This window comes from Halobellus captivus (assembly GCF_007655485.1).
Taxonomy (GTDB): domain Archaea; phylum Halobacteriota; class Halobacteria; order Halobacteriales; family Haloferacaceae; genus Haloquadratum; species Haloquadratum captivum.
In genome coordinates this window covers 259,812-285,218 of sequence record NZ_VJXQ01000002.1, presented here as the reverse complement: position 1 = coordinate 285,218, position 25,407 = coordinate 259,812, and the positions used below count along the sequence as shown (strand labels likewise).

Annotated in this window: 34 protein-coding genes; 12 read left to right on the top strand and 22 right to left on the bottom strand. The window is 66.6% G+C overall.

Going from position 1 to position 25,407, the window contains the following annotated elements:
• The first annotated feature begins 83 nt into the window (after positions 1-83).
• The 3 genes from FJT57_RS06800 (at position 84) to FJT57_RS06790 (ending at position 2,193) form a co-directional block, all read left to right on the top strand.
• Positions 84-863, top strand: a complete 780-nt coding sequence (locus tag FJT57_RS06800; RefSeq protein WP_144903363.1) for an alpha/beta fold hydrolase — start codon at positions 84-86, stop codon at positions 861-863.
• A gap of 109 nt (positions 864-972) precedes the next feature.
• A complete protein-coding gene (locus FJT57_RS06795) occupies positions 973-1,242 on the top strand; it encodes a DUF5822 domain-containing protein (protein ID WP_144903360.1) in 270 nt (89 codons plus the stop codon).
• Between the two features lie 93 nt (positions 1,243-1,335).
• The gene (locus FJT57_RS06790; protein ID WP_144903357.1) at positions 1,336-2,193 is read left to right on the top strand and encodes a translation initiation factor eIF-2B; all 858 of its coding nucleotides are present in this window, start codon (positions 1,336-1,338) and stop codon (positions 2,191-2,193) included.
• Between the two features lie 77 nt (positions 2,194-2,270).
• Here FJT57_RS06790 and FJT57_RS06785 read toward each other — a convergent pair whose 3' ends face one another.
• The 4 genes from FJT57_RS06785 to tmcA all read right to left on the bottom strand — a co-directional run bounded on the left by FJT57_RS06785 (position 2,271) and on the right by tmcA (position 6,135).
• Positions 2,271-2,594, bottom strand: a complete 324-nt coding sequence (locus FJT57_RS06785; protein ID WP_238993936.1) for a DUF7130 family rubredoxin-like protein — start codon at positions 2,592-2,594, stop codon at positions 2,271-2,273.
• A 58-nt stretch (positions 2,595-2,652) separates the two neighbouring features.
• On the bottom strand, positions 2,653-3,144 hold the full coding sequence (locus tag FJT57_RS06780; RefSeq protein WP_144903355.1) for a GNAT family N-acetyltransferase: 492 nt from the start codon (positions 3,142-3,144) through the stop codon (positions 2,653-2,655).
• Positions 3,145-3,223: 79 nt separating this feature from the next.
• A complete protein-coding gene (locus tag FJT57_RS06775) occupies positions 3,224-3,703 on the bottom strand; it encodes a DUF456 domain-containing protein (protein ID WP_144903352.1) in 480 nt (159 codons plus the stop codon).
• Positions 3,704-3,777: 74 nt separating this feature from the next.
• Positions 3,778-6,135: a tRNA(Met) cytidine acetyltransferase TmcA gene (gene tmcA, locus FJT57_RS06770; protein WP_144903351.1), complete on the bottom strand. Its 2,358-nt coding sequence runs from the start codon at positions 6,133-6,135 to the stop codon at positions 3,778-3,780.
• A gap of 378 nt (positions 6,136-6,513) precedes the next feature.
• Here tmcA and rpl7ae point away from each other — a divergent pair, with 378 nt between their 5' ends.
• The 4 genes from rpl7ae to ndk are packed head-to-tail and all read left to right on the top strand — an operon-like array spanning position 6,514 to position 7,784.
• Complete coding sequence (gene rpl7ae / locus FJT57_RS06765; RefSeq protein WP_144903348.1) at positions 6,514-6,876, top strand: 50S ribosomal protein L7Ae; 363 nt, start codon at positions 6,514-6,516, stop codon at positions 6,874-6,876.
• Between the two features lie 6 nt (positions 6,877-6,882).
• Positions 6,883-7,107, top strand: a complete 225-nt coding sequence (locus tag FJT57_RS06760) for a 30S ribosomal protein S28e (protein ID WP_049986948.1) — start codon at positions 6,883-6,885, stop codon at positions 7,105-7,107.
• A gap of 3 nt (positions 7,108-7,110) precedes the next feature.
• Positions 7,111-7,308 (top strand): 50S ribosomal protein L24e, encoded by a 198-nt coding sequence (locus tag FJT57_RS06755; protein WP_144903346.1) that lies wholly within the window; start codon positions 7,111-7,113, stop codon positions 7,306-7,308.
• Positions 7,305-7,784 (top strand): nucleoside-diphosphate kinase, encoded by a 480-nt coding sequence (gene ndk / locus FJT57_RS06750; protein WP_144903343.1) that lies wholly within the window; start codon positions 7,305-7,307, stop codon positions 7,782-7,784. Before FJT57_RS06755 ends, ndk begins: the two co-directional genes overlap by 4 nt.
• Before the next feature lie 152 nt (positions 7,785-7,936).
• Here the strand turns inward: ndk and FJT57_RS06745 are convergent, their stop codons facing one another.
• The 8 genes from FJT57_RS06745 to FJT57_RS06710 form a co-directional block, all read right to left on the bottom strand.
• Positions 7,937-9,004, bottom strand: coding sequence for a methionine synthase (locus tag FJT57_RS06745; protein WP_144903340.1), 1,068 nt, complete (start codon positions 9,002-9,004; stop codon positions 7,937-7,939).
• Complete coding sequence (locus FJT57_RS06740) at positions 9,004-10,014, bottom strand: 5-methyltetrahydropteroyltriglutamate--homocysteine methyltransferase (RefSeq protein ID WP_144903338.1); 1,011 nt, start codon at positions 10,012-10,014, stop codon at positions 9,004-9,006. Before FJT57_RS06740 ends, FJT57_RS06745 begins: the two co-directional genes overlap by 1 nt.
• A gap of 74 nt (positions 10,015-10,088) precedes the next feature.
• Positions 10,089-10,742 (bottom strand): HemK2/MTQ2 family protein methyltransferase, encoded by a 654-nt coding sequence (locus FJT57_RS06735; protein WP_144903335.1) that lies wholly within the window; start codon positions 10,740-10,742, stop codon positions 10,089-10,091.
• Positions 10,739-12,154 carry a mechanosensitive ion channel family protein gene (locus FJT57_RS06730; protein ID WP_144903332.1) on the bottom strand — a complete coding sequence of 472 codons (1,416 nt, stop codon included), beginning with the start codon at positions 12,152-12,154 and terminating at the stop codon, positions 10,739-10,741. The genes FJT57_RS06735 and FJT57_RS06730 overlap by 4 nt, the downstream gene beginning before the upstream one ends.
• Before the next feature lie 12 nt (positions 12,155-12,166).
• On the bottom strand, positions 12,167-13,033 hold the full coding sequence (locus tag FJT57_RS06725; protein ID WP_144903329.1) for a 16S ribosomal RNA methyltransferase A: 867 nt from the start codon (positions 13,031-13,033) through the stop codon (positions 12,167-12,169).
• Positions 13,034-13,131: 98 nt separating this feature from the next.
• Positions 13,132-13,788 carry a DUF655 domain-containing protein gene (locus tag FJT57_RS06720; RefSeq protein ID WP_144903327.1) on the bottom strand — a complete coding sequence of 219 codons (657 nt, stop codon included), beginning with the start codon at positions 13,786-13,788 and terminating at the stop codon, positions 13,132-13,134.
• A 64-nt stretch (positions 13,789-13,852) separates the two neighbouring features.
• Positions 13,853-14,209 (bottom strand): RNA polymerase Rpb4 family protein, encoded by a 357-nt coding sequence (locus FJT57_RS06715; protein WP_144903324.1) that lies wholly within the window; start codon positions 14,207-14,209, stop codon positions 13,853-13,855.
• A 12-nt stretch (positions 14,210-14,221) separates the two neighbouring features.
• Positions 14,222-14,512 carry a 50S ribosomal protein L21e gene (locus tag FJT57_RS06710; protein WP_144903322.1) on the bottom strand — a complete coding sequence of 97 codons (291 nt, stop codon included), beginning with the start codon at positions 14,510-14,512 and terminating at the stop codon, positions 14,222-14,224.
• 143 nt (positions 14,513-14,655) lie between these two features.
• Here FJT57_RS06710 and FJT57_RS06705 point away from each other — a divergent pair, with 143 nt between their 5' ends.
• Complete coding sequence (locus FJT57_RS06705) at positions 14,656-14,916, top strand: hypothetical protein (RefSeq protein WP_144903319.1); 261 nt, start codon at positions 14,656-14,658, stop codon at positions 14,914-14,916.
• Between the two features lie 177 nt (positions 14,917-15,093).
• On the opposite strand, the gene FJT57_RS06700 is transcribed toward FJT57_RS06705, so the two are convergent.
• The 8 genes from FJT57_RS06700 to FJT57_RS06665 all read right to left on the bottom strand — a co-directional run bounded on the left by FJT57_RS06700 (position 15,094) and on the right by FJT57_RS06665 (position 21,101).
• Positions 15,094-15,360, bottom strand: coding sequence for an elongation factor 1-beta (locus FJT57_RS06700; RefSeq protein ID WP_144903317.1), 267 nt, complete (start codon positions 15,358-15,360; stop codon positions 15,094-15,096).
• Between the two features lie 3 nt (positions 15,361-15,363).
• A complete protein-coding gene (locus FJT57_RS06695) occupies positions 15,364-15,543 on the bottom strand; it encodes an HVO_2753 family zinc finger protein (protein WP_144903314.1) in 180 nt (59 codons plus the stop codon).
• A 67-nt stretch (positions 15,544-15,610) separates the two neighbouring features.
• Positions 15,611-16,903, bottom strand: a complete 1,293-nt coding sequence (locus FJT57_RS06690) for a tripartite tricarboxylate transporter permease (protein ID WP_144903311.1) — start codon at positions 16,901-16,903, stop codon at positions 15,611-15,613.
• A gap of 177 nt (positions 16,904-17,080) precedes the next feature.
• Entirely contained in the window at positions 17,081-17,416 is a 336-nt protein-coding gene (gene rpl12p, locus FJT57_RS06685) for a 50S ribosomal protein P1 (RefSeq protein WP_144903309.1), read from the bottom strand.
• Between the two features lie 18 nt (positions 17,417-17,434).
• The gene (locus tag FJT57_RS06680) at positions 17,435-18,478 is read right to left on the bottom strand and encodes a 50S ribosomal protein L10 (RefSeq protein WP_144903306.1); all 1,044 of its coding nucleotides are present in this window, start codon (positions 18,476-18,478) and stop codon (positions 17,435-17,437) included.
• On the bottom strand, positions 18,475-19,113 hold the full coding sequence (locus FJT57_RS06675; protein WP_144903303.1) for a 50S ribosomal protein L1: 639 nt from the start codon (positions 19,111-19,113) through the stop codon (positions 18,475-18,477). The genes FJT57_RS06680 and FJT57_RS06675 overlap by 4 nt, the downstream gene beginning before the upstream one ends.
• Before the next feature lie 300 nt (positions 19,114-19,413).
• Positions 19,414-19,890, bottom strand: a complete 477-nt coding sequence (locus tag FJT57_RS06670; RefSeq protein WP_144903300.1) for a 50S ribosomal protein L11 — start codon at positions 19,888-19,890, stop codon at positions 19,414-19,416.
• A gap of 152 nt (positions 19,891-20,042) precedes the next feature.
• Entirely contained in the window at positions 20,043-21,101 is a 1,059-nt protein-coding gene (locus FJT57_RS06665) for a M20/M25/M40 family metallo-hydrolase (RefSeq protein WP_144903296.1), read from the bottom strand.
• Between the two features lie 148 nt (positions 21,102-21,249).
• Between FJT57_RS06665 and FJT57_RS06660 the strand changes: the two genes are divergently transcribed.
• From FJT57_RS06660 to FJT57_RS06650, 3 genes are all read left to right on the top strand, one after another.
• Positions 21,250-21,564, top strand: a complete 315-nt coding sequence (locus FJT57_RS06660; protein ID WP_144903293.1) for a hypothetical protein — start codon at positions 21,250-21,252, stop codon at positions 21,562-21,564.
• An 84-nt stretch (positions 21,565-21,648) separates the two neighbouring features.
• The gene (mvk, locus tag FJT57_RS06655; RefSeq protein ID WP_144903290.1) at positions 21,649-22,725 is read left to right on the top strand and encodes a mevalonate kinase; all 1,077 of its coding nucleotides are present in this window, start codon (positions 21,649-21,651) and stop codon (positions 22,723-22,725) included.
• A 2-nt stretch (positions 22,726-22,727) separates the two neighbouring features.
• On the top strand, positions 22,728-23,465 hold the full coding sequence (locus FJT57_RS06650; RefSeq protein ID WP_144903288.1) for an isopentenyl phosphate kinase: 738 nt from the start codon (positions 22,728-22,730) through the stop codon (positions 23,463-23,465).
• A gap of 99 nt (positions 23,466-23,564) precedes the next feature.
• On the opposite strand, the gene FJT57_RS06645 is transcribed toward FJT57_RS06650, so the two are convergent.
• The gene (locus FJT57_RS06645) at positions 23,565-23,909 is read right to left on the bottom strand and encodes a hypothetical protein (RefSeq protein WP_144904468.1); all 345 of its coding nucleotides are present in this window, start codon (positions 23,907-23,909) and stop codon (positions 23,565-23,567) included.
• 333 nt (positions 23,910-24,242) lie between these two features.
• Between FJT57_RS06645 and FJT57_RS06640 the strand changes: the two genes are divergently transcribed.
• Entirely contained in the window at positions 24,243-24,875 is a 633-nt protein-coding gene (locus FJT57_RS06640; protein WP_144903285.1) for a TetR/AcrR family transcriptional regulator, read from the top strand.
• A 110-nt stretch (positions 24,876-24,985) separates the two neighbouring features.
• Here FJT57_RS06640 and FJT57_RS06635 read toward each other — a convergent pair.
• The coding region (locus FJT57_RS06635; protein WP_238993934.1) for an FAD-dependent oxidoreductase at positions 24,986-25,407 on the bottom strand (422 nt) is incomplete at its 5' end.

Sequence of the window (25,407 nt, the reverse complement as noted above, 5' to 3'; positions counted from 1 at the left end):
GGGATGCGGGAATCCGATACCTTTCGGACAGTTGACAACCACCACGTTCAGGGTTTATACTGGGGCCGATCCAACCAAACGGTATGCAATCGATAACTCATAACGGCCGGGAGACGGCCTACCGAACGTTCGATCGCGGGGGGGAGGGCCCCACCGTTCTCGCGGTCCACGGCAGCGGCGGCACCCACCGCGTCTGGAGCGCACAGGCGAAACTCGCAGACCGGTTCCCGCTGATCGCGGTCGATCTGAGCGGTCACGGCGACAGCGACGACGTTTCCGCGGAACCGGGCTACGAGGCGCTCTCGGCGTACGTCGACGACGTCGTCGCCGTCGCGGAGGCCGCCGACGCGGACGTCCTCCTCGGCAACTCGCTCGGAGGCGCGGTCGTCCTGACGGCGCTCCTCGAACGCGACCTCGACGTCTCCGGTGCAGTCTTGGCGGGGACGGGCGCGCGACTCCCCGTGCTCGACGACCTCTTCCAGTGGGTCGCGACGGATTTCGACCGCGTCGTCGAGTTCTTTCACAAGCCGGATCACCTCTTTCACGACGCCGACGAGGGGACACTCGGGGTCTCCGAGAGCGCACTCCGAAACACCGGACAAGCGGTCCTCGAACGCGACTTCCGCACGGCGCACGCCTTCGACGTCCGGGGCCAGCTTTCCGCCATTGACGTCCCCGCGCTCGCCCTCGTCGGTGAGTACGATCGGCTCACACCCCCACACTATCACGAGGAACTCTGCGCTGCCCTTCCCGACTGTGAGCTGTCAGTGATCGACGACGCGGCACACCTCGCGATGCTCGAGCGCCCCGGAGCGTTCAACGACGCACTCACCGACTTTCTCGACCGGCGCGTGTCCGCGTAGGCTGGGCCTCGTTTCGACATCTCCTCTAGGCCTCGTTTCGACATCTTCTCTGTTCGACCGTACCGCTCGAAACCGGCATCAATTTCACGCCGCCGCCGAAGTCGAATCCGTGCAACCCGTCGAGACCTCTGAACCGGACGGGATCGACTACGGCTGGGTGATGCAGACGACGTTCGTCCTCACGATTGTCGTCGGCGCGCCGATCGTCGCGGCGCTCTCGCTGCAGACCTCGCTGCCGACGTGGGCCGCGCGCGTCGAGTTCGCCGTTCGCGTCGGGAGCGTGATCTGGGTTCTCGTCGCGCTCGGCGTCTTCGGATACGCGTGGCGCTTCGACGCAGGCGACGGCGGTCGCGATCCCGACGAAGTCCCCGAGGAGTGATCGGCCGATCCATCTCTCGCAGCGCCTGTCGCCCGCTCTCTCGCAGGTCGCCGTCGTCGGAAGGTCTTTGACCCGAGTCGTCGACTCTCGAATATGATCGACGAGACGATCGCGGAGATCCGGGAGATGCAGACGCACAGTTCGTCCGTCGTGGCTATGAAGGCGACGCAGGCGCTCTCGGACCTGCTCGAACGCGATCACGCCACAGTCGAGGAGTTCGAGCGCGACCTCGAACGGAACGCGAGCGCGCTCAAGCGGGCGAACCCCTCGCACGCGTCGCTGTACAACGCGATGCAGACCGTCCTCGTGAACGTCGTCGACCGGAAGGACGCGGTCCCCGAGGCAAAGTCGCTCCTCGAGGAAGTGATCGAACGGGTCGTCGAGGACGTCCAACAGGGGAAGTCGCGCGCGGCCACAAACGCCGTTCCGACGTTCGAAGACAACGGGACGTTTCTCATCCACGACTACTCGTCGACCGTCCTGGAAGCCGTCGAGCGGGCCGCCGCCGACGGTACGTACCTGACCGCCTACGTCACCGAGGCCAGGCCCCGCTTCCTCGGGCGGAAGACGGCACGCAGGCTCGCGGCCCTGGATCGCGTGGAACCGCATCTACTGGTCGACGGCGCGGCTGGCACGTTCCTCGAGGAGTGCGATCGGGTCGTCGTCGGCATGGACTGCATCGTCGACGACACGCTGTACAACCGCGTCGGCACGTTCCCGATTGTCGCCACGGCGAACTACCTCGACGTCCCCGTCACGGTCGTCGGGTCGGCGGCGAAGATTGTCGACGACGGCTTCGTCTTCGAGAACGAGCTCCGCCCGCCCGCGGAGGTGTCGCTGGAACCCATCGAAGACGTCGTGATCGAGAATCCCGCCTACGACGCCACACCGGTCGAACTGCTCGACGAGGTGATCACCGACAACGGTATCGAGAGCCTCCCGCGACAGTGACGAGTTCAGGGACCACCGGCGCAGGACGTCTGGGGAGACCAGCCGCCACACGTTAGTCTTCCAGATTTCCGTCGACGTTAGTCTTCCAGATACGCGTAGAGTTCCTCGCGCGGGGCGTCACACCCCGGGCAGCGATCCGGAATCTGTTCGAGGTCACCTAACTCGCCGCAGGTGGCGCAGCGCCAGAGCAGGTACCCTTCTCCGGAGTCTCCCCTGAGCGCCTGTTTGAGAGACGCGGTCTCGACGCCGCCGCGGGTTCGGACTTCGACGCCGTACTCGGTTATCGCTCGGACCGTACCGACCTCGGCCCCGTCCGCGTCGTACAACAGCTCTCCGGGTTTGAGCACTCGCGTCGACGGCTCGGTGGTGCTCGTGTCGCTGGTGGTGTTTGTATTGCTCATACAGCCGTATTGGCGCGCCATCGAGATAAATCGCCACTGCGGTCTCGACCGTCCGGGATCACGGGCCGGTCACGGACCGTCGAAAGAACTCGGCGAACTTCTCCCGCAGCGATGCGCCGTCGCCGAGGCGGAGGTAGTACGCGTCGCCGCCGTCCTCGTAATAGCCGTTGATCCGCCGCAGGGTCTCGAAGCCGAGGTGATCGTAGAACGACAGCGCGCCCTCGTTCGACGCCCGCGCGTGACAGGAGATCGAGTCGTGATCCTGCAACGCCGCGGCGACGAGCCGCTTGCCGTAGCCTTCGCCGCGGCGTTCGGGCGCGACCGCGAGAAAGAGAATGTAGCCGTCGCGCCGGACCGACGCGAACCCGACGAGGTCGTCGCCCTCATAAAGCAGGTGATCTGTCGCGCGACGGTAGGCGTCGACGAAGAAGGCGCGTCGCTGCTTGAGAACGCCTTCGCGCTCGCGGATGCGCTCTTTGAGCTCCCACGCCTCGGCGGCGAACTCGGCGGATCCCGGGGCGTCCACCCGCGTCTCGACGTTGACGCTCACGGGGATAGATAGAACCACGAACGATATAATTCCACCGTCGGATCGCAAATCTGCCGAATGGATCTTCGTTGACCCTCCCTCAGATGAACACGACGAACGCGAGCACGAGGAACACCGAGGCGGTCAGGACGACCTGGACCGCTGTTGACGCCAGCACGCCGACCGTCGCATAGAGTGCGACGCGGAGGCCCCGTTCGGTGTCCGCGTGCTGGGCGAACTCGACGGCGAAGACGGTCCCGGCGATGCCGACAATGAATCCCACCGGTCCGGCGACGACGAGGAGCAGGAATCCGACGAGCACCGCGGCCCCCATCGTTATGATGGACGCCCCGCCAGCGCGGGCCGCGATGGCGCCGCCGAAGTAGTCGACGAGCATCGTGAGGAGGCCGACGCCGACCAATACGACGACGAGCAGCGGCGAGGGCTCCGCGAACCCGGTCGACCACCAGTAGCCGACGACGCCGACGACCGAGAGAAATCCGCCCGGAACGAGCGGCAACACCGATCCCGCGACGCCGAGCGCGACGAGACCGAAAAAGAACCAACTGAGGGGATCCATATGCGAGAGTGGTCGCCGAGGGTGATGAACGCTTTTGCCGACGGTTCCGAACTGCTACTCTCGACGAGTATGTACTACTCGTTCCGGCCGAATCGCGCGCGCTCGGCCCCGACGACCTCGCTGTCGCCGTACCGATCGACGAGCGACGCGTAGGCGGCACCGAGCGCTCGGAGACATTCGCGCGTCGAGACGTACCCGAGTTCGTCGGCGACGGTGTCACCGGGCTGTGCCTGGAGGATCTTCCTGACGAGCAGCCGCTCCTGCCGCGGCGGCAGCGTCGCGGTGGGTTCGGTGGCCTCGCGGCCCGTGTCGCCGTCCTCGTCATCGCCGAGCAGCGCCGCCAGCGCCAGGCGACGGAACGCACCCGGCGCGGTCGCGTACTGACCGGGGCCGTCTGCGACGCCGACGACGACGCGCCACTCGTATTCCGAGAGCGTCGGCGAGACCGAGGCCGGACACCCTGCGAGCGCCCCGCGGACGATGTCGGGGTCGGCGTCGCGGAGCTGATCGACGAGCACGTCGCCGATCCGGTTCCGGAACAGGCGAGCGTGCCGGTCTCGAAGTTCCCGCCCCGCCGCCGAAAGCGGCGACAGCATCACCACCGAGTACTCGCCGCTGGAGTGGTTTCGCGTCGTCGAGAGGTGAGCCGTCGAGAAGCCGTTGTCGGCCCAGAAATCCAGCAGTTCGGGCGTCGCGCCGTAGCCGGTGCCGAGGTAGTCGGCCTCGCCGTCGAATTCGGCGCGAATCTCCGTGAGGAGCGTCGATCCGAGTCCCCGCGACCGAACCGCGTGATGCGTCGCGATGCGCACCACGCGGTAGCCGAGCGGCGTCCCCGCGTCTTCGTCGCGGAGTTGACTCGTCAGCACGTCGGGGATCATATTCCCGCGGATTCTCGATCCCTCGTACACCGACTTTCGGGACTCGGCGTCCAGGTCGCCCTCGCGCGCCAACAGCGCGACGCTCACCACGTGCCCGTCGTGTTCAAGGATGCGAACGCGGAGGTTCGGCGCGTCGAGAAGTCGCGCGAGGTCGTTCGGCTCCGTCCGGTAGTGCGCGAACACGAGGAGGCCGAACACGGCACGCAGCAGGTGTTCGTCGCCGTCGAGGTCGCCCGCAGAGAGCGCCCGGTACTCGACGGTCGACGGCGAGGCGTCGGCGACGAGCGCGTCGACGGGCGGACGGGCGTCGAGTAACAGCGCGCGGAACGCCCACGACTCGATTGGGTCCCCCGGCGCGTACCGGATCGGTTCCGTGAGCGTCACGTCGGTCACGTCGTGATCCGACGCTTCCAACCGGTCCCGAAAGCGCACGGAGAACCCCCGACCGGCACCCTCGTAACCGTGAACGGTGGTGAAAAAGCCGATCGCCGGGGCGTCGAGCAGCGCCGAGAGCAGTCGAACGGGGAGCGCCGCCGCCTCGTCGACGAGGACGACGTCGGGGTCGCCGGGGAGGGCTGCGGCATCGGGGGGTGAGAGATATCGGACCTGACCGCCGCATGCCGTCCGCAACGTATCGCTGTCGGTTGTGGTCCGCGACGTATCGCTATCGGTCTCACCTGCGGACACGCCGAGCGCAGACACCAACTCGCGGGCCCGGGCGAACAGGTCCTCGGCGTTCCGTCGGTCGGGGGCGGTGACGAGGACGTCGCGACCGGCCGCCGCCAGCGATCCGGCGGCGAGTCCGGCCGCGCTCGACTTCCCTCGGCCGCGATCGGCCTCGACGACGACCGCAGTCCCGTTTTCGTTTCCTCTTCGGTGATCGTCTCCTCTGCGATCGTCTCCCCCTCGGTCGAGCGCTTCGAGCGCGTGAAGCGCGTGCGACTGGTCCGCGGTCAGGCAGGCGTCGTACGCCGCGCGCGGAAACCGCCGGGATGCGGACTGCGGAACGGCGGGCGTCGATCGGTGCCCCGACGCGTCGTCGGCCTCTCCGCGGCGTTCGACCGTCCCGGTGTCGACGTCGACGACCGCGATTCCGGGATGATCGCGGAGGGTGGCGACGAGGCGCGCGCGGAACCGGCCGCCGACGTCCTCGATATCGTAGGGGGGGACGGCCAGCGACGACTCGAACGAACTCCCGTGCGCGGGCCAGGAATCGAGCGGTGGCGCGAGCAGGATCAGGAGACCTCCACCGTCGACGCTGCCGACTAATCGGCCGAGCGCGTTCGGAGAGAAGCCCTCGTGAGCGTCGAGGATCACGGCCGCCCGGGTCGTTCCGAGGAGTTCTCGCGCGCGTTTCGGCTCCACACGATCGAAGCGGAACCCCTCGCGCGTCGTGACGATCGTCGTCTCGTCGTCGGGGATGTCGGCCCCCTCGATCGCGTCGAAGGCGGCGTCGATGCCGATGTCGCGGTCGCCCGCGAGGACGAGCAACCGCCTGTGGTTCGTCCGCGCTGCCGCCGCGCGGAGGTCCGCAGCGAGGGCGGCCACGTTCATACTCCGGCGTCGTCGCCGGAGCGTAAGGAAATTGCGTTCGCCGGTCGCCCGTCCTTCAACCATTCGTCGATCGTTCACCTGTCGTATCCGGTCGTTCACCTACCGTTTCCGGTCGTTTACCGGTTCTTTACTGGTCGTTCGTCTGAATTTCGTCGATTATTCGCCGATCGGCCAACGGTCGCTCGCCTGACGGTTCGACGTGGCTGACATTCGTGTGTGTCGTCGTGCCACGGCACGACGCCATTGAAAGCGCTTTTATGCGGTCCGAAGCAACCGAAGTGTACAGCCTGCCCGGGGTTGATGATACTCCCCGCCGACAGGGAAACCCGAATTTCCGGCGGGGCAGTCGAGCCCGCGAGCAGGAGAGGTGAACAACCAATGCCAGTCTACGTAGAATTCGACGTCCCAGCCGACCTCGCAGAGGATGCCCTCGAGGCCCTCGAGGTCGCACGAGACACAGGAACCGTAAAGAAAGGAACCAACGAGACGACCAAAGCCGTCGAGCGCGGCACCGCCGAGCTCGTTTTCGTCGCGGAGGACGTCTCGCCCGAAGAGATCGTTATGCACCTGCCCGAGCTCGCCGACGAGAAGGGTATCCCGTACGTCTTCATCGAGACGCAGGACGAAGTCGGACAGGCCGCGGGCCTCGAAGTCGGCTCCGCCGCCGCCGCCATCGTCGACGCCGGTGACTCGGAGAGCCAGGTCGAAGACATCGCCGCGAAGCTCGAGGAACTGCGGTAACCGACGATGAGCGCAGAAGAGACCGCCAGCGACTCGACGTCCGCCGAGGTCATCGAGATCGTTGGCAAGACAGGGATGCACGGCGAGGCCATGCAGGTCAAATGCCGCATCCGCGAGGGCTCGAACCAGGGCCGCATCATCACGCGGAACGTCCTGGGCCCCGTCCGCGAGGGCGACATCCTCCAGCTCCGCGAGACGCAGCGGGATGCTGACTCCATCGGAGGTCGATAATCTATGGTCGAAACGCGCACGTGCGACTACACCGGCGAGGAGATCGAACCGGGTACGGGAACGATGCTCGTGAAAAACGACGGGACGATCCTCCACTTCAAGGACTCGAAGGCCGAGAAGAACTACCGACTCGGCCGCGAGCCCCGAGATCTGGAGTGGACCGAAGCGGGCCGCGGCGCGAGCGAGGAATCTGACAAATGAGCCACCACGACGAGCGAACCTTCGTGATGGTCAAGCCCGACGGCGTCCAGCGCGGCCTCATCGGCGAGGTCGTCTCCCGATTCGAGGAGCGCGGTCTGAAGCTCGTCGGCGGCAAGTTCATGCAGATCGATCAGGAGCTCGCCCACGAGCACTACGGCGAGCACGAGGACAAGCCGTTCTTCGACGACCTCGTCGACTTCATCACCTCGGGTCCGGTCTTCGCGATGGTCTGGGAAGGCGCTGACGCGACCCGACAGGTCCGCTCGATGGTCGGTGAGACCGACCCCGCCGAGTCCGCTCCGGGCACGATCCGCGGCGACTTCGGCCTCGATCTCGGTCGCAACGTCATCCACGCCTCCGACCACGAGGACGAGGGTGCAAACGAGCGCGAGATCGGGCTGTTCTTCGATGACGAGGAACTGCTCGATTACGAGCGCATTGACGCCGCCTGGCTGTACGAAGACGAAGCGCACTGATCGCACCGACCGCTTTTTGACATCGACTGCGGACTGCGTTCGTCCGCACACGCGCTCAGTAGTGAGCGTCGCGCTCGACGAAGTGCTAGCAAACGTCGAAATCGGCGATTGACCGTCTGTGTGCGCCGGTTTCGGCGACCCATCGAACCTATTCAGTCGTCGCTCGGCCCGGCAATCTCGATTTCGTCCGCGTCGAGTTCGGCCTCGATCTCGCGGGCTGCCGTGGCCAGGTTTTCGAGCTTCTGGTAGGCGATCTCACGGGGTAACAACTTCACGCCGCAGTCGGGCGAGACGGTGAGTCGATCGGGCGAGACGACCTTCAGCCCCTGCTCGATGTTCGATTTGATTTCCGCGACGGATTCGACCTCCGCGGTGTGGACGTCGACGACGCCGAGCGCGAGGTCGGGCTCGAACGCGGGCGATCGAAACACGTCGATCTGCTCGTAACCGTCGTTGCAGAGTTCGACGTCGAACTCGTCGATCGGGAAGTCGTTGATCGCCGGGTAGAGTTTCGAGTAGTCGCCGTAGCAGACGTGCAGACAGACGCGGACGTCTTCCGGCACCCCGTCGACGATGCGTTCGAGGCACTCGCCGACGATCGCGTGCTCGCCCGGCGTCGTCGCGAGCGCGGGTTCGTCGATCTGAACATAGCGCGCTCCGGCCTCGACGAGCCGGTGAATCTCCTCGTTGACGAGTTCGGCCAGATCGTACGCGAGGGCGGCCTCGTCGTCGTACGCCTCGTTGAACGACCAGCGCGCGAGCGTGTACGGGCCGGTGATCGGGACTTTGACCGGTCTGGTGGCGACGCTCGCGGTGAACTCGAATTCCTCGAGGAGCCACGGCTCGTCGTACTCGACCTCGGAGACGACGGAGGGCTTATCGAAGTAGTTGTGCCCCCACACCTTGACCGGGCCGTTGAACTCGTAGCCGGGGATGCGGTGAGCGAAGTACTCGACCATCTCGTCGCGGCGCATCTCGCCGTCGACGACGGTGTCCAACCCGGCGCGCTCGTGCTCGTGAGTGATGAGTCGAGCGGCGTCGTCCTGCGCCTCCGCGAGCGCCCGCTCGTCGAAGCCGGATTCGGAGTCGTCAGCCAGCTTCTTCGCGCGCGTGAGCCACGTCGGCTTGGGGTAACTCCCGACGACGGTCGTCAGAAGGAAGTGCTCGGCGTCGTGGTCGGCGGGGCGGAACTGCTCGCGGTTCGACGGGTTTCGGACCATCAGGCGCTTACCTCCCGTTCGATGTCGGCCGCCGCGGCGAGCGCGGCGAGCTTCTCTCGATAGCGGTTCACGGGGAGGTAGAACAGTTCGGTGTTGGTGCTCAGATAGACCGTGTCGAAGTCCGCCATCGGGACCTGCTCGGTGAACCACGAGGCGCGCTCGCGAAGGGTCTCGGCGGATTCGATTCGGGTGTTCTGTCCGTCGGCGACGCCGAGCGCGACGGCGTCGGGCACGCCGTATTCGACGGCGTTGTACACGGTCGCCTCGCGGTCATCGGCGACGAGGTCGAGGCCGAACGCGTCGACGTCGGCGTCCATCAGGTGCGCGTACGTCTTCTCGCCGAGCGCGCCGAAGTACGTGTGGACGACGACGTCGGCGTCGGTCGCAGACGCGACGACGTCGATCGCCTCCGGAACGGCCTCGGCGACGTCGTCTCCCGGCGGCGATTCGACGAGCGACGGCTCCAAGAGGAAGAGTGTCTCGTGGTCGGGGAACGCGTCGACTTCCGCGGCCAGGAACTCCGCGAGCGCCGAGAGGAACTCCCGTTCGTCGCCGTAATATGCGTCGGTCGCGAGGTCGGCGAGCGAGTACGGCCCGGGAAGCACCGCCTGCAGCGGGGCTGTCTCGTCGATCAACTCCGAGGCGGCCGTCAGTTCGACCCCGACGTCGCCGGACGGGGTCAACTCGCCGACGACGCGGGGATCCCGATAGAAGTTGTTGTTGTCGTAGTAACGGGCGATCCGTCCGGCCTCGACGCGATCGTGAACGGTCAGCGGATGCGCGAGCATATCGTCCCACCGGAGCTGTCCCTCGACGAACAGGTCGAGGTCGGCGTCGAACTGATCGTCGACGACCGCCGCTCGGGCGCGCTCGTACGTCGAGACCACGGCGTTTGACTCGTCACCGGAGATGAGATCGGCCTTTTGGCGGCCCTTGAGGTCCGCGAGGTCCGACTTCGCCCAGTCCGGAAGCGGAAACAACCCGGGCGTCGTCGCGACGAGTTCAGTCATCGGAATCCGATACGAAATGCTGGCGCTTAATATTTACCAAAGAATTATATTCTTTTCAGTAATACACCGGCGGCTTACGCTCCGTTTCCGTCCGCGGCGGTCAGCGCGAGCACCGAGAGCGTCTCGAAGGGATACGACTCCTCGACAACGACCTCGCGGTCGAAACCGCGCGCTTCGGCGTATTCGACAACCGCGTCGAACCCCGTGAGCGAACTCACGAGGAGCAACACGACTCCGTCGGGCGCGAGGGCGCGCCCGACGGAGTCGAGGAACGGATCGATCAGTTCGCGTCCCGATTCACCGCCCGAGAGCGCGCGTTCCATCCAGTCGTCCCACTCGTTGTCGGGATCGGTGGGGAGGTACGGCGGGTTGAACGCGACGGTGTCGAACGCGTCGTCGACGAACGGCGCGAGGAGGTCGGCGCGGACGACGTCGAACCGCGGCACTTCGGCCCTCCGCGACTCGGTCGATCCGCGGGGCTCCAGCGCCCGTTCACGCGCCGCTCGACACGCGTGGGGGTTGACGTCGCTCGCGACGACCGCCGACACGGCGTCGACCGAGACCGCCTGAGAAGCCACCCAACCCGATCCCGTCCCGACCTCCAGCAGTCGGCCCCGTCCCCGCGCTCCGATCGCCTCCGAGAGGAGCCGAGAGTCCTCGGCTGGCTGATACACGCTCGTCTCGACGCCTCGCCGACCGGCGAGGTCTCGTTTCGTCTCGTCGCTCACGACTGATTCCCGCCCGCGTCGTCGGGCTGCGCCGGATCGGGAACGCCGTCAGTTTTTGTCTCGGACTGTTTGGTTTCCGTCCTCGGTTGTTCTTTCTCCGCGTCAGATTTCTCTTCTTTCGCGTCCGATGTCCCCTTCGGTTCACCGTTCGACCGCGCCCCCGACCGCTCGGCGTCGGCGACGCCGTCGGTCTGTGCCGCCGATGAACGTTCGCTTTCCGACCCCGCTTCGGTCGGCACGCCGTCAGTTCGGCTCTCGGACGGTCCGTCCTCGATCTGGTCCTCCGGCGGCCGCGAATCGCCAGCGAGGACCAACCCGCCGGATTCCTGTCGGCCCGTCAACTCCCGCTGCGGGAACGGGATCTTGATGCCCTCCTCCTTCAACGCCTGCTTGACCGCGGCGATGACGGCCGTCTGCGAGCGCCACTTTCGCCGGGCGCTCGGGTTGTTGATCCAGTAGCGGACGCCGAGGACGACGGCCGAGTCGCCGAACCGCTTGAAGACCACCTGCGGCGTGGGAACGCTCATCGGATCGTCGAGCGTCGTGACGGCCTTTTTCGCGATATCGGCGGCGCGTTCGGGATCGGCGTCGTAGTCGACGCCCACTTCGACCTCGATTCTGAGTCTGCCCTTTCGGCTCCGGTTGACGAGGCTCTCCGAGGAGACGACGTCGTTCGGGATCATCACGTACTCGCCGTCGAACGTCTGCATTCGCGTGTTGACGATAGTGATGTCGGTGACGATGCCCTCGTGCTCGCCGACTTGGATCCAGTCTCCGATCTCGAACGGGCGGGAGAACATCAGGACGAACCCGGCGAGCATCGCCCCGAGCGTCTGTCTGGCGGCCATCCCGATCACGATGCCGAGGAACCCCGCGCCGACGAGGAATCCGCCGACGTTCACGTTCCACAGCGAGAGGATGATCGTGAGCGCGAGGAGATACAGCGTGACCTGTCCCAGCCTGTACGCGATCTCGCGCTCGTGCTCGCCGATCGACGACCGCGTATCCACCAACTCGTCGACGAACTGTTTGACCAGGCCCGTCATCGTGTATGCGCCGATCAGGAACAGCACGGAGACGCCGACTTTGACGAGCGTCTCCGGGCCGTAGCTCGTCCCAAAGACGACGAACAGTTCGTCCGAGAGCCCCCAGAGCCCGACGATCGCGAGCCCAGCACCCGTGGCGATCGCCATCGTCCCGAGCGTGACGACGAGGTGCCACGCCGTCGACTCCAATCGCTCCGGGGCGGCCTCGTGGAGGTGGTCCGTCCGGGCGAGAAACGCCATCACGGCCACGCCGATCGCGAAGGTGACAGCGATCCGGCCGGTGAACGTCGGCACCACCTCCGAGAGTCCCGAGAGGGCGTTGCCGATCCCGTTGATTCCGATTCCCGTCTGGAGTAGTTCGGACATGCTGGTGTCCCCTCAGCGGCCGTGTTCGTCGGCGATCGCGGTCAGTTCGGCGAACTCAGCAGGCGTGAGCGAGCCAGCCCGCGCCCGGAGCAGATCCCCGTCGGCTGACTCGACCGCGTCGACCACCGCCTCCGGGTCTTCGAGTCCCGAGATGTGCGCCGTGTTCCGAATCCCGTTTCGGATCGTCTTGCGCCGCTGGGTAAACAGCGCCTTCACGAAGTCGAAGAAGAACGCCTCGTCGTCGACGACGTACTCCGGCGCTCTGGGCCGCAGGCGGACGATCGCGCTCTCGACGGCCGGTGCGGGGTCGAACGCCGTCGGCGGCACGATCTCGACGACTTCGACGTCAGCGTAATGCTGGGCGCTCACCGACAGCCGACCGTAGGCGTCGGTTCCGGGCTCCGCGGCCATCCGTTCGCCGAACTCCCGCTGGAACATCAACACCAGCGGGCGTTCCGCCGGGAGCAACCGGAACGTGATCTCCGAGGAGATGCCGTACGGGAGATTCGAGACTGACGCTGTGAAGTCGGGTACGTCGACGTCGAGCGCGTCGCCCTCGACGACGTGCAGCCGTCCGGCGTCGACCGCCTCGCGGAACTCCTCGCGGAGGAACGCCGAAAGCGGCGGGTCGCGCTCCACGACCGTCACCTCGTCGGCGACGCGGAGGAGCCGATCCGTGAGCGCGCCCGTGCCGCCGCCGATCTCGAGCAGGTGCGTCGTGTCGGCGTCGTCCGGCAGGTAGCTCGGAATCCGATCGAGCACTCGATCGTCGACAAGAAAGTGCTGATCGCGGTCGGGATCGCCGCGCACGCCCGCCCGCCGACGCAGGTCGTCGGGATCGCGAAGGTCGGCCGCGGCGTCAACCGTCGAATCTGTCATTGCCCCCCGTTGCGGCCGGGAGAGTGTAAACGTCTCGGGTCACACACCTCGCGGTCGCGACCCCGTCGAATCGAAAGACGACTGTCGTTAGCTAACAGTCAGGCGTCGCGACCGACGAACGCCTTGTACTTCAGGTCGTCGTCGCGCAACTCCTCGATGATTCGCTCGATGAGGACTTCCTTCGGGCGGTGGAGCCCGGAGACGCGTTCTTCGAGCTCCTCGAAGCTCTCGAAGGGGCCGCGCTTTCGCTGATCGAGCACGTTGTTCCGGAGCTTCTTCCCGATTCCGGGGAGGAGATTCAGCTGGTGCAGCCGCAGCGTGATCGGCTGCGCGTCGTTGTAAAAGTCGACGAAACGCCGCTCGTTCGCCTCGATGATCTCCTCGATCGCGTATTCGAGCTCCGCGGAGGCGGTGTTCGACAGGTCGTCGTACATCACCTGTTTGAAGCCCGCCACTGCGTCGCGCGCCTCGCTCGGGCCGATCACGATGCGGTCGCCGATCGAGACGTCCGCGTCGTCTTCGAGCGTGATCTCGAAGAGTCGGAAATCCCGCTCGCCGATCGCGTACGCCAGCGGCGACTTGCGGTGTCGGGGTCGATCGTCGTCCGCACGTCCGTGCGGGAGGTGATCTAAGATGACCGCATAGCGCACCTCCGTCTCGTCGGCGTCGCTCGCGTCTTCCGCGTCGGGGGCGTCGTCGGGGTCACCCGCCGACTCGGGAGCCTCATCGGCGTCTCCGCTCTCGGTCGTGGTCATAAGATGACGTACGGCGAGGGCCTATTTAAATAGTTGGCCGCGGATCGGGCTGTGACGAGACGCCTCAGGCGTACTTTGCAACGACGTCTAATATCTCGTCGAGTTCGTCGCCGCTCAGCGCGTAGCGCTCCTGTGCGTACACCGCGCGAAGTTCGTCTCGGCTCTGCGGCAGGAGGTCTACGATCTTGATCGCCGTCGTGATGTCGACCTTCTCCAGTTCGAGGAGTTCGTCGACGAAGTCGCGGGACTCCTCGGGGTCGAGGTGGGCGAACCGGTTCACGTGCTCGATGGCGCGGGCCAGTTCGTATCGGAGCTCGCGCTCTTCGTCTGCGGCTCGCTCGGCCTCGACGTCCTCGAGGAGCACCTTGACCTCAGAAATGGTCAAATACTCCTCGCTCACTTTCTCTTTGAAGATGGTCATCGGCGTGCGGAGTTACTCCTGAGCGCGCAGGTGAGCGGGGCGAGCGATGAGCGTCTTCGCTTTGCCGCCGTCGACGATCTCGACTTTGAACGCGCGACCCTGCTTACCGACGACCTCGCCGGTGTGACCGTTGAACCGCGGGTGGAAGCGCCCCTCGCGGACGCTTGGGTCGATCTTCAGATGGACCTTCTGGCCCTCGTCGAACTCCTGAATGGCGCGCTGCGGCGGGGACGTTCCGCGTTCGCGCGGTTTGTTCGAGAGCTTTCCTCGCGTACCGTGAAGTGGACCGTTGGAACTCGGCATAGTCGTTGCAGGCAGTACTTCCGACGCGGTTATAAAACGCACGTTCCCGTCCCGCGAGATGGTCGGCGAATCGCACCCGTCACACTCCCCCTCACCGGAGCGTCTCGGCAACATCTAAACCACCGGGTACCGTACGCTCGGCTATGGCACAGGAATTCGCAACCGGTGGACAACTTCCGGAGGGTGCCTCCGGCGGTGCCGACGAATCGGCGCATCAGGACTCCAGCACTCGGCTCGAACAGTTCGGCGTCGGCGTCTCCGCGAGTATTCTCCTCGGCGCGGTCGTCGGCGTCGCCGCGACCGCTTCGGTCGACGCGGGCGGGTTGCCGCTGCTCGTCGCCCTCGGAATCGGCTTCATTCTCTCGCCGCTCGTCGGGCTGCTCTTCCTCCGTCGCGCGGAGTGACCGGTTCCCTTCGACGAACCCGTTCAATCACGTTCTCCGTCCGGAGCATCGGCTATCCGATCGTGTCGAACCGGATTCGAACGTACGCAGCCGCGCCTCGGCGAAGCGAGAGCCAACGGAAAAAGTCGTCAGCGCAGTCGTCGGCGAGTGCCGACAGCTACGGTCGGAACTGACGGGTTAGATGCGACCGACGTTCTCGACGGAGACGGATTCGACGCCGTCGACGCCGATGAACGAGTCTTCGACCGCTTCGGTGCCGCCCGCGTCGTCGGGGACGATCACGGTCGGGAGCAGCGCGATCAGCCCGAACGCGACGTCGTCGCGCTCGAAGCCGTTGATCTTCGCGCCCTCGGGGAGCGACTGTTCGAGTCGCTCCTGAAGCTCGTCGAGGTCGATTTCGGGGCTGCTCGGCATAACCTTGATTTTGGCAGCTACTTTTCCCATCGTTCAGGGTCCCATAAACCCGCAGTCGGGGCACTCATAGAGGTTGCTCTGCTTTCGGCACTTCGCACACCGCGAGATCTCGTGACCACAGTCCGGACAGTTGAACGTCGCCGCGCTCATGCCGGAGATGTTGATGCCACAGGACACGCACTGTCGGGCGAGTCGCTGTTCGGATTGGCTCATACTCTACAGCACCCGGCCGCGACTTTTAACGGTTGTCTTTCCCGGTCATCCGCTCGGCCGCTGACAGTCATCCACCGAGTACGATCGGTCCGAAGAGCACACCCATCAGATGTACGCGGCGCGCGCCGACTCGCGGCGGCAGCAGGCCGACGACCGCGGCGAGACAGAACACCGCCCCGCCGAGCGCTCCGGCGAAGCCGACCGCGAGGGCCAGCAGGAGGGCTAACACCGCAACCACGAGTGGCTGTCGCGGGAGCCGACGCACGACGAGGAGGTACCGCTCGCCGACGGTCACGAGCACCGCGATCGCCAGCCCCGCGGCGAAGACGATCACGAGCAGCATCTCCGGAAGCGCCAGCGGGCCACCCGCCGCCGTCGTCGCTGACCCGGGTACTTCTTTTGTCCCTGCCGATCCGCCTGCCACGAGCGATGACAGTGCGACGGTGACACCGCTGCGGGGCGCGCCGAGTACCGCGAGCGACGCGACGGCGAAGACCGCGGTCGCCGTGTCGGCACCGCTGGTCGCGACGACGTAGGCGCGATCCGAGCCGCGCCCGGCGGGGCCGCTGCCGCCCGCACCGCCCAGCGCCAGCACCGCCGCGACGCCCGCGGAGACGCCCGGCAGATACCCGACGAGCGCTCCGCCGCCGACGCCGGACACCGCGGCCCGCAGCGTCTCGGTCCGCGACAGTCCGAGCGTCGCGCCGTCCTGCTCCGGGATCATCCCGTCGGCGTCGACCGCGTCCAGCAGGACGGGCGCGCCGAACAGGCCGCCGAAGATCGGCGCGAGCATCGAGGCTGCGCCCTCGGGTGTCAAGACGCCCTGTGCGGGCAGATCGAGCGTCAGAAACCCCAGCGCGGTCGCGACGGCGAGACAGAGGACTCCGCCCAACCGCGAGCGGCGGGTCGGTTCGGCGAGCACGAGCGCGGCGGCGACGATTGCCAGGAGAACCGGAAGCGCGGCGAGCAGCCAGTCGCGTCCGGCGGCGACGGCGCGCGACAGCGGGAGCGCGACGCCGGCGGCGACGACGAGGGCGACGCCGCTTCCGAGCGCGGAGAGCCGGATCGCCTCCCGGCCGCGACCCGCGAGGACCAGTCGGTGGCCGGGGAGCGCCCCCGGCGCGGTCGCGGCGTCGGGGACGCCGAGAACGAGTCCGGGGACGATCGAGAGGAACGTGTGCACGACGCCCGCCGCGAGGACTGCCGCGCCGACCGCGGCGGGTGGACCGTCAACGCTCGGCGCGACGCCGACGAGGAGAAACGCGACGCTGTTGACGTGGAGGCCCGGGAGCAGACCGGTGAGCGTGCCGAGGGCCACGCCGAGCAGTGCGTACGCGAGGATGATCGTCGCCGACGCCATTGCGACGCAGTGGCCCCGTCCCGGTATTTGAACGTTCGTCTACGGGAGGGTTCCCGTGCTTCGGAGAACGTCCCAGCGCCGCCGCTCACCGGTAGCGTCGAAAGAAATCGGATCGAAAGACGAGTTGGCGCGACGTCCGGATGGGACGTTCGGCGTCTTCGTGCTGTGCGTCCGCGCTCAGCCGAAGAGGTTGCCGAGACCCTCGCCGGAGGCCTCTTCTTCCTCGTCGTCGTCGCCGCCGTCGTCGGCTTCCTCGGCCTCGTCGGCCTCGTCGTCGCCGTCGTCGTCAGCGGCCTCGACTTCGCCACCGGCACCGCCCGCGGCGGGCGCGGGAGCGGCGGCGGCCGTCTCGATGGCCTCCTCGATGTCGACGTCCTCGAGCGCGGCGACGAGCGCCTTCACTCGGGACTCTTCGACATCGACACCGGCGGCCTCGAGGACCGCGGTGATGTTCTCTTCGTTGATCTCTTCGCCCGACTCGTTCAGGGTGAGAGCTGCGTAAACGTATTCCATTGTCGTAATCCTCTGTGGTTATCCGAACATCGCGCCGAGGCCTTCGGCACCGTCGTCGTCATCGTCGTCGGTGTCGTCGGCGTCGGCTTCTGCTTCTGTGTCTTCGTCAGCCGATTCGTCTTCGTCCGCGTCGGCCGCCTCCTCGGCGGCCGGTGCGGGTGCCTCGACGCCCCGGAGTTCCTCCGGGAGCGCCTCGTCGTCGTCGATCTGGGCGGCGAGCGCGCGAACCTGCGCGTCGGCCTTCGCGACGAGATCGGGCAGCACGTCGGGGTCCTCGATGGCGGCGAACAGCCCGAGGGCCTTCGCCTCGCCAGCGGCCTTCGCGAGCAGCGTCGGCGCGGTCTGCGCCGTCGGGTAACCCGCGTTGACCGAGAGGTTCCGTGCGGCCGCGGCGGCGGACTGGATGTCCGCGCGGTACTCGTCGACGTCGATCGCGAGCTCGTCGGGCTCGAAGAGGACGCCTTCGGAGAAGACGCCGCGGAGGTCGAGACCGACCTCCTTCGGCTCGATGCCGAGTTCCCCGAGAACGCCTTCGAGTTCCACGGAGACGGGCTCGCCCGCCTCGAGAACTTTCGAGTCCTCGGTGACCTGGATCGAACCGTCCATAATGCGCGCGGCGGCACCGACCTGCTGGAGTTCGCCCACGAACGGGCCGGGGTCGACGCCCGTGTCACCCTCGGGGATGACGACGTCGTTGGGCGCGATCTCTCCGGCGCTGATCGGTGCGGGCGTCTTCGACGCTTCGAGCTGCTTGTACAGCCCGAAGGGGTTGTCGTTGGTGCCCACGAGCGCGACCTGTCCCGAGACGTAGTCGACGAGCTCTTCGAGCCCGTCGTCGACGTCCTCGAGCGCGCGGACGGTGAGCGTGTTACGGCTCATCCGCAGTTCCGCGCTGCCGTGGAGTTCGCGGCGCATACTCTGGAGCTGTCGGCTCGGAATACCGGCGACGTCGACGACGCCCACGGATTCGTAGCCTTCGAGGAACTCGACGAGTTCGGCGACTTCCTCTTTCTTCCACTCGGGGATGATCTCCGTTCGTCGGGCGGAGGCACTTTCGCTCATGCCTCGACCTCCACGGACGGCCCCATCGTCGTCTTCACGTACATCGAATCGATGTTGAGCGGACCTTTCTCAAGGTTCGCCTCGAGACGACGGATGATGACGTCGATGTTGTCCGCGATCTCGTCGGCGTCCATGTCCTGTGCACCCACGCGGGTGTGGAACGTCCGACGATCGCGGGAGCGGAGCTGCACCGTATTCTTCATTCGATTCACTGTCTCGACGATGTCGTCGTCCGGCTGAAGCGGCGTCGGCATCTTACCGCGCGGACCGAGAACCGTCCCCAGGAAGCGGCCGATGTCCTGCATCATGCTGGCTTCGGCCACGAAGAAGTCGGTCTCGTCGGCGAGGTCTTTTGCCGCGTCGGTGTCGTCTCCGAGCTCTTCGAGGTCGTCGCCGTCCAGAACCTGGTCGGCGACGTCCTCCGCTCGGAGCGCTGTCTCACCGCTCGCGAAGACGACGATCTGCGTCTCCTGTCCGGTACCGGACGGGAGAACGACAGACTCGTCGACACGTTTCGACGGGTCGTTTAAGTCGAGATCGCGCAGATTCACGGCGAGGTCGACCGTTTCGCGGAAGTTCCGCGGCGGTGCCTCGTCGAGTGCGCGAGAGACTGCGTCAACTATCGTATCTGCCATTATTCACCTCCGTAGTACGCAGGATTGCTCCTACGGGTCAGTGAAACAGGCGTCTGCCTGTCTCGTCGAATCGAACGGGTATGGCGGCCTTAAGTCCGTCGAAGCAGATCCCTCCTCGTGCCGGTTTTCGCGGGTGAGACGCCAGATCTGTGGGAACGGTCGGCACGGTTCCGGCGAGGAAACCACCGGATCGCGTGACGGCCGCACGGCTCTGGGGTACTGTTGGTGACGAAAAGACCCGCCGGGGGATCGAATCCACAGCAGCGACGTGCGCTGTGACGTGCAGAATCGAACGGAGCTCTATTCGGCGAAGACGTCGTCGTACTCGCCGTCGTCCATCCGCTGTTTGAACTCGCGCGGATTGTTGCCTTCGATCGTGACGCCCAGCGACGTACACGTCCCGACGACCTCTTTCGAGGCGTTGAACGGGTCGTACGCGAGCAGGTCGGTGGACTTCTGCTCGGCGATCTTCTTCACCTGTTCGACCGTCAGGTCGGCGACGAAGTCCTTCTGCGGTTCGCCCGATCCGGTGTCGAATCCGGCCTCATCTTTGATGAGCTCGGCCGTCGGCGGAACGCCGACGGAGATCGTAAAGGAGCCGTCGTCCTCGTACTCGACGGTAACGGGGACTTCCATTCCGTCGAACGCGGCGGTCTCATCGTTGATCTGCTGAACGACGTCCTGCACGTTCACCGGAGTCGGTCCGAGTTCCGGACCGAGCGGCGGGCCGGGGTTGGCCTCCCCGCCGGGAACGAGTACTTCGATAGTTCCAGCCATACCTCACAACACCCTGCGGCGACTTTTAACGGTTTTCTTTCGCCCGAACGGGCGTGTTACGGTTCGGCACGGACGACACGGGGACGACACGACCGACGCGCGGCCGTGCAGTCAGCGCGATTGACGCACATCCGTGCGGCAACGCGTCGGTCCTACAGCTCCAGCCCGAACGGGGCGGCGTCGACGGCCTGCGCGGCGACGGCCCCGAGCAGGTCGGCGGCGGCGCTCAGGTCGTCGGTATCGATCACTTCGACCGGTGTGTGCATATACCGGTTCGGGATCCCGAGATTCAGCGCGGGAATCCCGCTGCGGGCGGTGTAGAACGCGTCGGCGTCAGTCCCGGTCCGCGTGCCGGTCGCCTGCAGTTGCACGTCGACGTCGGCGCTCGACGCGGCGTCGCGCGCGAGCGAGACAAGGGAGGGGTGATTCGCGCTCCCGCGGGAGACGACCGGCCCCGCGCCGAGTTCGACGGGACCGCTGCGCTTGCCCGGGATATCGGGGTTGTCGGTCGCGTGCGTCACGTCGACCGCGATCGCGGCGTCGGGATCGAGCTCGAAGCCGATCATCTTCGCGCCCTGAACGCCGACCTCCTCCTGCACCGTGCTCACGGCGTACACCGTGGCCTCGACCTCGGCTTCGGCGGCAGCGCGGAGACCCTCCGCGGCCGACCAGATCCCGACGCGGTTGTCCATCCCCCTGGCGGCGAGCCGCGTTCCGTGCAGCGGTCGAACGCGCGTCTCGACAGTCACCGGATCGCCGACCTCGACGAGTTCGCGCGCCTCGTCGTCGTCGCCGACGCCGATGTCGACGAACTGCGCCTCGATGTCGTCGTACCGCTCCTCGTCGCGATCGCGCAGGTGAATCGCCGTCTGGCCGATGACGCCCGCGACCGGCGGTTCGGCGTGGACGGTCACGTGCTGGCCCTTCGAGACGGTCCGGTCCGCGCCGCCGATCGGGCTGATCCGGAGGAAGCCGTCCTCGGTGATGTCGCGGACCATGAACCCGATCTCGTCGGCGTGTCCGGTGAAGGCGATCGAGACGTCCGATCCGCCCTGGTGCACGGCGACCGCGTTGCCGTACGCGTCCGTCCACACGTCGTCGGCGAACTGGCGGACGTATTCGAGCCACACCCGCTGGCCGACGGCCTCGAACCCCGAGGGGCTCGGTGTCGTCAGCAGATCAGTCAGAAACGCGCGTCTGTCATCGTCCATACGATCGCTCAGACTGCCTGACACGTGAATCCACCGAGTTCTCTCTCGGGGCGGGTCCTCGATCGCCCGTTTTCTCGGCCTCCATATTGGACTTCTATTCCCGATCTCCACAACGGTTTTCCGTCCTGTCGGCGTATCTAGACGTGAGATGACAGAGAAATCGTTCACGTTCTTCGAGATCCATCTGCACGACGGACTCAGCTTCAGCGCGACCAACACGGCACCCGCGATCGGCGGATCGTCTGCGGGCGAGTCTGACGATGACGCCACCGAATCCCAGCCCGACGAGCGCGACTCCGGCTCGTCCGATACGAAGCGCTGTGCGCCGTTTTGCGGCGGATCGAGGTCCCTCCAGATCGGCGGTCTCGTCGCCCTCGCCCTGCTCGTCGCGCTCGCGGCCGCGGCGAAGCACCTCCGCGGCGGGGGCGACGCGCTCTCGGAGCTCGACGACATCGACGAGTAGCTGGGGGCGACCGAGCGACTCGTGCCGGGCGACCGAGCAATTCCAGTCGGATAGCTTAAGCGGCAGCCACAGCATTCCTCCCGTATGACCGTCTCAAGCGCCCCCGGGAAGGTGTACCTCTTCGGGGAGCACGCGGTCGTCTACGGCGAACCGGCGGTCCCGTGCGCCATCGAGCGCCGTGCCACCGTTACCGTCGACGCCCGCGCGGACGACCACATCAGAGTCGAGGCACGCGATCTGAGCCTCGACGGATTCACCGTCGAATACACCGGCGACACCGACTACCGGCCCGACATCGACGTTCCGGAGGGTCTCGTCGACGCCGGGGTCGGCTACATCGACGCCGCGGTCGAACAGGCCCGCGACGCCGCCGACGCGCCCGACGCGGGCTTCGACATCACGGTGGAGAGCGAAATCCCGCTCGGGGCGGGCCTCGGCTCCTCCGCCGCGGTCGTCGTCGCCGGGATCGACGCCGCCACGCGCGAACTCGGCGTCGAACTCGATGCGGAGGAGATCGCCGACCGCGCGTACCGGGCCGAGTACGACGTCCAGGACGGGCAGGCCTCGCGCGCGGACACCTTCTGCTCGGCGATGGGCGGCGCGGTCAGAGTCGAGGGCGACGACTGCCGACGGATCGACGCGCCGAACCTCCCATTCGTCGTCGGCTTCGACGGCGGCGCGGGCGACACCGGCGAACTCGTCGCTGGCGTGCGCGCGCTGCGCGAGGAGTACGACTTCGCCGCCGACACCGTCGAGAGCATCGGCGACATCGTCCGCACGGGCGAATCGCTGCTCGCGGCGGCCGACCCCGAGGCCGATCCCGAAGCGGACCTCCTCGACGAGCTCGGGCGGCTGATGGACTTCGATCACGGGTTGCTCGAAGCGCTCGGCGTCTCCTCGCGCACGCTCGACAATATGGTGTGGGCCGCTCGCGAGGCGGGCGCACACGGCGCGAAGCTCACGGGCGCTGGTGGCAGCGGCTGCATCGTCGCGCTCGATGCGACGCCGGAGACGCGGACCGCGCTTCGGTACACGGCCGAATGCCGCGATGCGTTCCGCGCCGAACTGGACCGAGAGGGCGTTCGTGCGGAGGGATCCGGGAGCGGCGGCGCGAACGCGACGCCGATCGGGAGTGCGAACGCGGAAACGGGACCCGAGTGAGAATGACGACGATCCTCAAACTCGGCGGGAGCGTCATCACCGACAAGGAGACGCCCGAGACCGTCGACGACGACGCGCTCGGTCGCGCCGTCGATGCCGTCGCCGAGAGCGACGTCTCAGGGCTCGTCCTCGTCCACGGGGCGGGGAGCTTCGGGCACCACTACGCCGACAAACACGGTGTCACCCCCTCGAATGGGAGCCGCGACGCCGCGGGGATCTGGGCGATCCACGATTCGATGCGGCGGCTCAACGACGAGGTCGTCCGTCGGTTGCAGGAGGCTGACGTCCCCGCGCTCCCGGTCCACCCCCTCTCGGTGGGCGCGCGGGACGCCGACTCGACGCTCTCGCTCGCGGCCGACTCGACGGCGACGATGCTCGCGGAGGGGTTCGTCCCCGTGCTCCACGGCGACGTGATCGCACAGATCGACGCGGGTGCGACGATCATAAGCGGCGACGAACTGGTCGCCCACCTCGCGCGCGAAGTCGACGCGGACCGCGTCGGCCTGTGTTCGACCGTACCGGGCGTCTACGACGAGTCGGGGGCGGTCGTGCCGCGGATCACGGACCTCGACGATGTCGCCGACGCCCTCGGCGGGGCAGAGACGACAGATGTGACCGGCGGAATGGCCGCGAAAGTGCGCGCGCTGCTCGAACTGGGCGCACCCGCGTCGATCTTCGGCCCCGACGTGCTCGACGGCTTCCTCGCGGGCCACTCGGTCGGCACCGTCGTCGACGGTTGAGGCCGTCCGTTCACGGTGATCTCCGCGAACAGATGAGCACGGCTATTCCTGCGAACGGACGAGCACGGCTATTCCTGCGAAGTGGCGTGTCGATTCGGACTAGGCTCCCGGAACGCCGAGCGCCGAAACCGACCCGAGTCCGATTAACTCCAGGGCCGCGAGGACGACGACGGCGGCGGCCCACGCGGCGGCACCGGTGACGCCCGCTTTGACCCAGCCGCCCGGATACCGCCAGCGGATGACGGCGATCCAGCCGACGAGCCCGAACAGCGAACCGAACAGCGGGATCCACGACAGCAGCGCCCACGCGATCGCACCCAGGAGCGCTGTGACGACCGCGTGCTCGAAGGTCAGACCACCGGGTTCGCCGCGAGAGATCACGTGCTTGGCGGCAACGTGGATCGCCGCACCGCCGATGAGCAGACTGACGGCGAAGACGACCACTCCGTCGAGGGGGTCAAACCGAGCGAGTTGCACGGGAAGTTGCAGGGGTACGCCTGTGTGCGCCGCGCCCACTGCGGCGTCTGTCTGCGTCGGAAGCGTCGATCCGGACATCGTCGATGCGAAGAGACTGCGATAACTCATCAGTGATTCCTCCGGGTGCCCTTCGGAGTGTGTCGGTAATCAACGCTACCGGCCGTGAACGCCAATTTCGCCCGGTTCAGCCGAAATTCACGCCGGTTTATGCGGATTTTGACCGGGTTCGTCACCGGCGGCGTGATCGATCGCTGAATCCGCGAGGAAACCGATATGTGCCTCGCGGCGCAACGTCCGCCTATGAGCGAATCGGACGGGACGGTCGACGCCCAAGACACCCGCGAGGTGATTATGGAGGCCACCTTCCGGGCGCTGCGCGAACACGGGTACTCGGACCTCCGCGTCCGCGACATCGGGGCGGAGATGGACCTCTCGCGGCAGGTGATCCACTATCATTTCGACGGCAAGTACGACCTGTTGTCGTCGTTCCTGGAGTACGTCATCGAGCAGTACGAAGGCAGCATCGAGGTCGACGAGGAAACGGGGCCCCGCGAGGAGTTGGATATGCGGATCGACCGCTGTCTGTTCGGTCCCGAGCGGGAGGGTTTCTCCCACTGGGATCGGATGACGGTGTATCACGAGCTGTACGCCTCGGCACAGCACGACGAGGCCCACCGCGAACTGTTCACCGAACACTACGACCGCCTTCGTGAGCGGATCGTCGACGTCATCGAGCGCGGCATCGAAGCGGGGGCGTTCCGGGAGGTCGACGCCGATCTGATGGGACAACTTCTCACGGATCTGATACACGTCTCGCGGGAGCGACGGCTCGCGCTCGGACACGAGGATGCCCCGGAATCGGCCCGACGGGCGATCGACGAGTTCGTTCTCGATTCGCTGTACCGCGCGTCCGACGAGCCCGAGAATCAGTAGCTCCAGAGATTGGTCTGAGTGTTTACGGGTGTTTGACGGAGTCGATTCGGGTGTTTGACGGAGTCGATTCGGGTGTTTGACGGAGTCGATTCGGATGTCGCCGTCGTCGGTTACAGCTCGGGGACGTCAGACGGCATATCGAAGTCGTGGTAGTACTCGCCTTTCTCCTTCGAGAGGATGTCGAGGACGGCGGCAGCGCCGTCCCCGGCGGCGATGACCGCCTGCCACTTCTCGGCGCGGCCCATCGCACCCGTCGCGTACACGTTCTCGACTGAGGTCTCCATATCGAGGGTCACGTCGACGACGTCCTCCTCGGTGAAGTCGCAGCCGAGCTCCTCCGCGAAACTCCGATCGCCGCCTGTCGCGAGCACGACGTACGTGGCATCGTACTCGTCGTCGTCAGTCGAGACGACAAAGCCTTCGTCGGCCTCCCCGACAGCCGTCACTTCCTCTTCGACGAGGGTTGCGCCGCGGTCGCGGACCTGCCCGCGCGCGACGGTCAGGAACTCGTCGCCGCTGATGCTCCGCACCG